Here is a 6,508-nt window from a genome sequence, read left to right on the forward strand (position 1 = left end):
CGTAGTAATTTTGGAATGCTGGTTGATTTTAGACAAAACAACCCTCTACTGGTGATAGGAAAAGAGGGATTTTCAGAGTTCGAGTTTGGCTGGTATGGTATGAATTGGGATAGGTCATTGCATCCTGATGAAAATACAAAGGTATTATCAGAGTTTGAGCATCCTGATACGCAATTCTATTTTAATGCTTATGACGAAAGCGAAAGAAGACCTAGTATCATTGATGCCTACGACAACCCAAATTCAGTCAACTACATGTATACAGATTATGTTTATAACATTGAAGTTGAAGATTTTCATACCTACTATGTCGGTAAAGCGGGCATATGGGTTCATAACTTAAATGGTCGTTTGAATCTTGGAATTTTTCCAAGCACTCCAAAAGTTACTCAGTCATGACCCTTTCCCACTTTAACCTCACACCAAACTCCTCGAACGCCATCAACAACAGAGATTTCGGCAATCCAAAACCCATGATTCTCCTCAAGGCGCGACGTTAATTCATCAAGGCCAAATCTATCTCAATTTTTCGAGTAATGATTATTTAGGTTTAGCCAATCATCCTTTAGTCAAAAAAGCCTTTATTCAATCAGCCGAGCAAGATGGTGTCGGTAGTGGTGCAGCACATTTGGTTTGTGGTCATCATCGCCAACATCAAGCCCTTGAAGAAGAATTAGCCGCTTTTTGTCAACGTCCAGCAGCGTTATTATTTTCAACAGGGTATATGGCTAATTTGGGGGTGATAAATGCGCTAGTCGGGCGTGGAGATGCCGTGTTTGAAGACCGTTTGAACCATGCTTCTTTATTAGATGGTGGTTTAAGCAGCGGTGCGCGTTTTAGTCGTTATCAACATAATGATGTTGACGATTTGCAGCAAAAACTACAAGCGAATGACAGCCTGAAAAAATTAGTGGTGACTGATGCTGTGTTTAGCATGGATGGCGATATGGCATTAATGCCTGAATTGGTAACGGTCAGCCAACAACAGCAAGCGGCATTAATGATTGATGATGCCCACGGTTTTGGCGTATTGGGTAAAACAGGTGCAGGTACAAGCGAACATTTTGGCTGTACGGTGGATGATGTGCCGATTTATATGGCTACCTTGGGTAAAGCGGTGGGGACGTTTGGTGCATTTGTCGCAGGTAGCCAAGAGTTGATTGATTATTTACGCAATTTTGCCCGACCCTATATTTATACCACTGCCTTACCGCCTGCCGTTGCTGCCGCCACACGACAAAGTTTGCGTTTAATTGCTCAAGAAACATGGCGACGCGAACAATTACAAGCGCATATTCAAGTTTTTAGACAACAAGTTTTAGCACAAGGTTGGTCATTAATGGCCAGCGATACCGCGATTCAACCTTTATTGGTGGGTGATGAGCAACGTGCTTTACAGTTAAGTCAGGCTTTGGCTGATAAAGGTTTTTGGGTGACTGCAATTCGTCCACCCACTGTGCCTGTTGGCGAGTCGCGCTTAAGAATTACCTTAACCGCTGCTCATAAAACGGCGGATGTGCAAGCGCTGATTAATGCCTTAGCGGAGTTGAGGACAAAAGATGTCTAAACTAAAAGTACGCCACTATTCACAAAAACAATTAGACATTGTGCTCATTCATGGTTGGGGCTTGCATAGTGGCGTATGGCAAAAATTGATTGAATATTTACAAACGTTTGCCAACATTACGGTGATTGATAGAGCAGGTTATGGCCACAGTCAAATAATGAGCCATGAAGATGAATTAAATGAGATTTTAGCGAATTGTCCACCCAAAGCAGTGTACATAGGTTGGTCATTGGGTGTCAGTGTGATTTTGCAATTGGCCACTCAGCATCCGCAACGTGTACAAGCGATTGTCGCATTAGCTGCCGACCCTTGTTTTGTGGCGCGTAACGATTGGCCATATGCCATGCCTATAGAAAATTTTCAGCAATTTCAACAAGATACTGAAGAAAATGCTTATACCGCTTTATTGCGTTTTATGGGGTTACAAACACAAGGCTCAAACACACAACGTCAAGAGTTGCGTTTTTTACAACAACTTTTAGCACAACACCCCATACCTCATCATCTACAGTTATTACAGGGTTTAGCCGATTTAGCGCAAGATTATCGCCCTTTAGTAGAAAAGATTCGTTGTCCGATGTTATGGGTATATGGTACAAAAGATAAATTGGTAAATATAGATGTTGATGCCTTATTGGCGCTTAATTCTCAAATCACTTTTGGTTCTTTTGCGGATGCAGCACATGTTTTATTGTTGTCGCACCCTGAACCCTTAAGCGACATGATTATACGATTTTTGCGTGGTAATGGGTATGACGATGCTGTTTAATGAGCGGATTGCTCAGCGTTTTGGCTCGGCAGTAGCTCATTACGATGAACAAGCTTTGGCACAACGTCAATCGGCACAACAGCTGATGGTTGGCCAAATTTTACAAGGTCGGGTCTTAGATATTGGTTGTGGCACAGGTTGGCTTACGCGAGATATTGCTGAACATCATCCGATTGATGTCATCGTTGCTTTAGATATTGCTTTGCCGATGTTAAAAGCCGAGCAGTTACAACATCCCTCAATTATTCCCATTCAAGCTGATGCCGCTTTTCTTCCGTTCCAAAACAATAGCTTTGATGCAGTAGTGAGTAATTTTGCCTTGCAATGGCTGGCATCGCCGCAAAATTTTGCTCAAGAATTAGCGCGTGTATTAGCAAAAGATGGTCAGTTTTGTTTAGCGATTCCTGTAGATGGAACATTAAGAGAATTAAATCAGGCATGGGCGCAGCTTGATATTAGACGTCATACTAATCAATTTTTTGCTACACAAACATGGTTAGACGCATTCCGATACGTAGGTTTAACAATACAAAGTCAGCAACAAAGCGCGTTTTATCAATACTATGACTCAACAAAATCATTATTAAAGAGTCTGAAAGCGATAGGTGCAAACGAGTTGCAACAACCACGTCAACAAGGTTTATGGGGGCGAGGGCAATTATTAGCCTTAGAGCACGCGATGGAACACTATCGGCAGTCACAAGGCATTCCTTTACACTATGAAGTCTTGATGGTGTACGGTCAAAAAGTGAATTTACAACATAATATCTGAGTAAACCATGAGAAAAATAGTTACAGCAAGTTTGTTAGCCTTGAGCTTGGCATTAACAGCTTGTGCCAGTATTGAGACAAAATTATCAAATTGGGCGATTAGTATGGAGCGGTCACAAGCCGACCTTCAGCTCAAAGAAATCGTCGTTGGGGAGTTTACTACGCCCTATTTAGAAGGCGGTCAGGGAGAAACCGTATTATTAATTCATGGTTTTCAGTCGAATAAAGATATTTGGATTAGGATGGCCAAACAACTGACCAAAAACTATCACGTGATTGCCATTGACTTACCCGCGCATGGCGATAGCAATATTTTGATGGATAAAAGCTATACCGTTCCTGAACAAGCTAAACGGGTAATTGCCATCATGGACAAACTACAATTAACGCAGCCAGTACATATTATGGGGCATTCGATGGGTGGCGCGATTTCATTTCATGTCGCACACCTCGCGCCAAGCTATGTTAAAAGTTTGGCATTAATGAATTCGGCAGGAGTGATTTCGCCGCAACCGAGTGAGTTATATTTGCGTAATCAAAAAGGCGAAAATCCGTTAATTGTGCGTAATGAAGAAGATTATAAAAAAATGTTAGCTTTTACCATGTCCGAGCCACCTTATATACCTTCACCTGTTATCGCGACTTTAACGCGTATTTCTATCTCTCGTGAAAAACTGGGTGAAAAAATCTATCAAGAGTTAAACCTCAAATATTCGTTAAATCCCGAAGAAATACTACCGCAAATCAAAGTCCCGACGTTGGTATTATGGGGCGATCAAGACAAAGTTATTAATGTGTCTAGCACAGAAGTTTTTAAAAGATTGATGCCTCAGGCACAGGTCGTGATTTTTAAGGGCGTCGGTCATGCGCCACAAATTGAACGCACTAAAGAAGCGGCACAAACCTATAAGGCATTTTTAGCCAACATAAAATCTTAAAGGATTTGATAAATGCCCACTTATTTTATTGCAGGCACAGATACGCATATTGGCAAAACCACCATCGCCTGTGCGTTGTTAGCTAAGGCTCAACAACACGGTTTAAGCACTTTAGGGATAAAACCGATTGCTTCAGGTTGTGAGATGACGGATGACGGTTTGTGTAATAGTGACGCTTTAGCCTTGCAAGCGCAAAGCAGCATAAAAGTACCTTATCAAGAAATAAATCCTGTCACCCTAGCTGAACCTTTGTCACCACACATTGCCGCACAACGCGCCAATAAACGTTTAACAATCAATCAATTAGTTGGTTATACCCGCGCCACCTTAAGTCATCGTCCACAGTTTGCGGTAGTTGAAGGGGCAGGTGGATGGCGTGTGCCAATCAGTGACCGAGAGCTATTATCGGCTTTACCGAAAGAATTAAAGTTACCTGTGGTCTTAGTGGTGGGAATGCGTTTGGGCTGCCTGAATCATGCCATTTTAACCGCAGAGGCCATTGCGAAAGATGGTTTACGTTTGGCAGGGTGGGTAGCTAATTGTATCGATCCAGAGATGGCCGCTTTAGAAGAAAACATTCAGACCTTAAAACGTATTTTGCCTGCACCCTGTTTGGGGGTTGTGCCTTTTCAAACCACAGCGCATATTCATGTCGCTGAGTTTGTAAATTTGCCTGATGAGACAATAAATAAGTGATAGCCACTTGCATTTACTGAGGTTTATTTATGCTATGATTCGCGCGCTAATTTATTAGGATAACAATCATGTCTCAACGGCCAGTTGGCCAATTTGCCCGCCATTTTTTCGATAATTTTGTCGCTGCTTTATTGATGCTATTAGGCTTAAAGCGGGCATTTACCCATTTACATCCCACACCTGTGCAGTTTTTAAGTTTTTTATTAGGAAGCTTATTAACCAGTTTTAGCTTTGATTTAATTAGTCAAGGTTTAGACGGAGAGCTACAGCCTGTTGGTTTTGCTGCCTATATTATTCCACCATTTTTGTTATTGATTGTTGGTTTATTTCTGTCACAGCGTTATGGCTTGTGGCGTTTAACTTTAGCTCCTGTCATTTTGTGGTTGGCAGCGGATATTGTTGTGGGTTCATTACAGACGACTATTCAATGGGCGGGTCAAAAAGAATGGCTACCGAATAACGCCGATAAATGGATTCCTTATGTTTATCCTGTGTTGTTTGCATGGCCAACAGCGGCATTGATGTTTGTCTTTGGCCGACAATTGGGTTGGGTGTGGTGGTTACGCATTATTAATGTGAGTTTAGCGGTCGGAATATTGTTTGGTTGGTTTACCTTATTTGCTGACCAACGTTTATGGTATGCCGTGGAAACTGTTGAGGCAGAGCCAATTCCTAATATTACCCAAGAATCGGCTTTTTATGTGCAACCATTATTACTGAATCGTGCTTTAGCACAGCTTGAAGAAGGCGAGGATGGTAAAGTAGATTGGTATTTTTTAGGGGTTGGTGGAGCAGCTTATCAAAGTGTTTTTAGACGCGAAGTAGAATCCGTACAAAGTTTATTTGATAATCGTTTTGATACCAATGGCCATTCACTCGTGTTAATAAATGATGATGACACTACGCTGAGTCAACCAATTGCTACAAGAACCAGTATTAGTAAAGCGATTGAAACCATTGCGGAGCGCATGAATATCGATGAAGATGTATTATTTTTATTTTTAAATGGGCTTCCTTTAGGTGTACTGTGGGGATTGATTTTTTCATTTGTCGAAGGACGAAAATCTACAGACTTCATTGGAGCCACCATGGCGGTAAGCTTTATTGTTTCATCTGGATTTGTCAAATCTGTTGGCAAGTTTTTACAGATACAATATCATGTAGCAGAAAATTGGATTCCATTTTATACAGGTGCAATATTCCTTCTGCCTATTATATTTTTAGTTTACTTATTGCAAAAGATTCCTCCTCCTTCGGAAGAAGAACAATTGCAAAAATCTGTTCGAGTTCCTTTAAATAAAAAAGATAGAAAATTCTTTTTTAGCCAGTTCAGTTTTGGCTTAATTTCTTTCATTATCATTTATATGCTGCTTTCTTTGTTTAGAGACATTCGTGACAATTTTGCTGCTGAATTATGGAATGAATTAGGGTATGTTAACACTGCTTCTATATTTACAACTACGGAAATTCCTATTGCAATTTGTGTACTCATTTTAATTGCAAGTATGATTTATATAAAAAATAATAAGCAAGCATTTTATCTTGCGCAATGTATTATTTTGATTGGATTTTTGATTTGTGGTTTTAGTACTTTGCTATTTGTAAACCATTATCTCTCTGGGTATATGTGGATTGTATTGATTGGCCTAGGGTTATATATGGGCTATATCCCATTTAATTCAATTCTATTTGATCGAATGATTGCTAGTTTTAAACTTAAAGCCAATGTGGGGTATTTTATGTATTTGGTTGATGCGTTTGGATACC

Annotated in this window: 5 protein-coding genes and 2 pseudogenes; all 7 read left to right on the forward strand. The window is 40.5% G+C overall.

Features of this window, described 5'->3' with window-relative positions:
• A pseudogene (locus Q0212_RS15775) lies at positions 1-399 on the forward strand (hypothetical protein); the annotation flags it as partial.
• Positions 400-466: 67 nt separating this feature from the next.
• Positions 467-1,567, forward strand: a pseudogene (bioF, locus tag Q0212_RS15780) (8-amino-7-oxononanoate synthase); the annotation flags it as partial.
• Positions 1,560-2,336 carry an alpha/beta fold hydrolase gene (locus tag Q0212_RS15785; RefSeq protein WP_297927276.1) on the forward strand — a complete coding sequence of 259 codons (777 nt, stop codon included), beginning with the start codon at positions 1,560-1,562 and terminating at the stop codon, positions 2,334-2,336. The pseudogene bioF and the gene Q0212_RS15785, both read left to right, overlap by 8 nt.
• Positions 2,320-3,108 carry a malonyl-ACP O-methyltransferase BioC gene (gene bioC, locus Q0212_RS15790; protein WP_297927278.1) on the forward strand — a complete coding sequence of 263 codons (789 nt, stop codon included), beginning with the start codon at positions 2,320-2,322 and terminating at the stop codon, positions 3,106-3,108. The genes Q0212_RS15785 and bioC overlap by 17 nt, the downstream gene beginning before the upstream one ends.
• A gap of 7 nt (positions 3,109-3,115) precedes the next feature.
• Positions 3,116-4,045: an alpha/beta hydrolase gene (locus tag Q0212_RS15795; RefSeq protein ID WP_297927280.1), complete on the forward strand. Its 930-nt coding sequence runs from the start codon at positions 3,116-3,118 to the stop codon at positions 4,043-4,045.
• 12 nt (positions 4,046-4,057) lie between these two features.
• Entirely contained in the window at positions 4,058-4,741 is a 684-nt protein-coding gene (bioD, locus tag Q0212_RS15800) for a dethiobiotin synthase (RefSeq protein WP_297927282.1), read from the forward strand.
• A gap of 68 nt (positions 4,742-4,809) precedes the next feature.
• Positions 4,810-6,508, forward strand: a 1,699-nt coding sequence (locus Q0212_RS15805) for a DUF5690 family protein (protein WP_297927284.1), incomplete at its 3' end; no start/stop codon positions are given.

Origin of the sequence: uncultured Agitococcus sp. (assembly GCF_937920075.1) — a bacterium.
Taxonomy (GTDB): domain Bacteria; phylum Pseudomonadota; class Gammaproteobacteria; order Pseudomonadales; family Moraxellaceae; genus Agitococcus.

Coding starts and splice junctions, on each gene's coding strand:
- Q0212_RS15785 (WP_297927276.1), top strand. CDS start 1,560: ATGTCTAAACTAAAAGTACGCCACTATTCACAAAAACAATTAGACATT.
- bioC (WP_297927278.1), top strand. CDS start 2,320: ATGACGATGCTGTTTAATGAGCGGATTGCTCAGCGTTTTGGCTCGGCA.
- Q0212_RS15795 (WP_297927280.1), top strand. CDS start 3,116: ATGAGAAAAATAGTTACAGCAAGTTTGTTAGCCTTGAGCTTGGCATTA.
- bioD (WP_297927282.1), top strand. CDS start 4,058: ATGCCCACTTATTTTATTGCAGGCACAGATACGCATATTGGCAAAACC.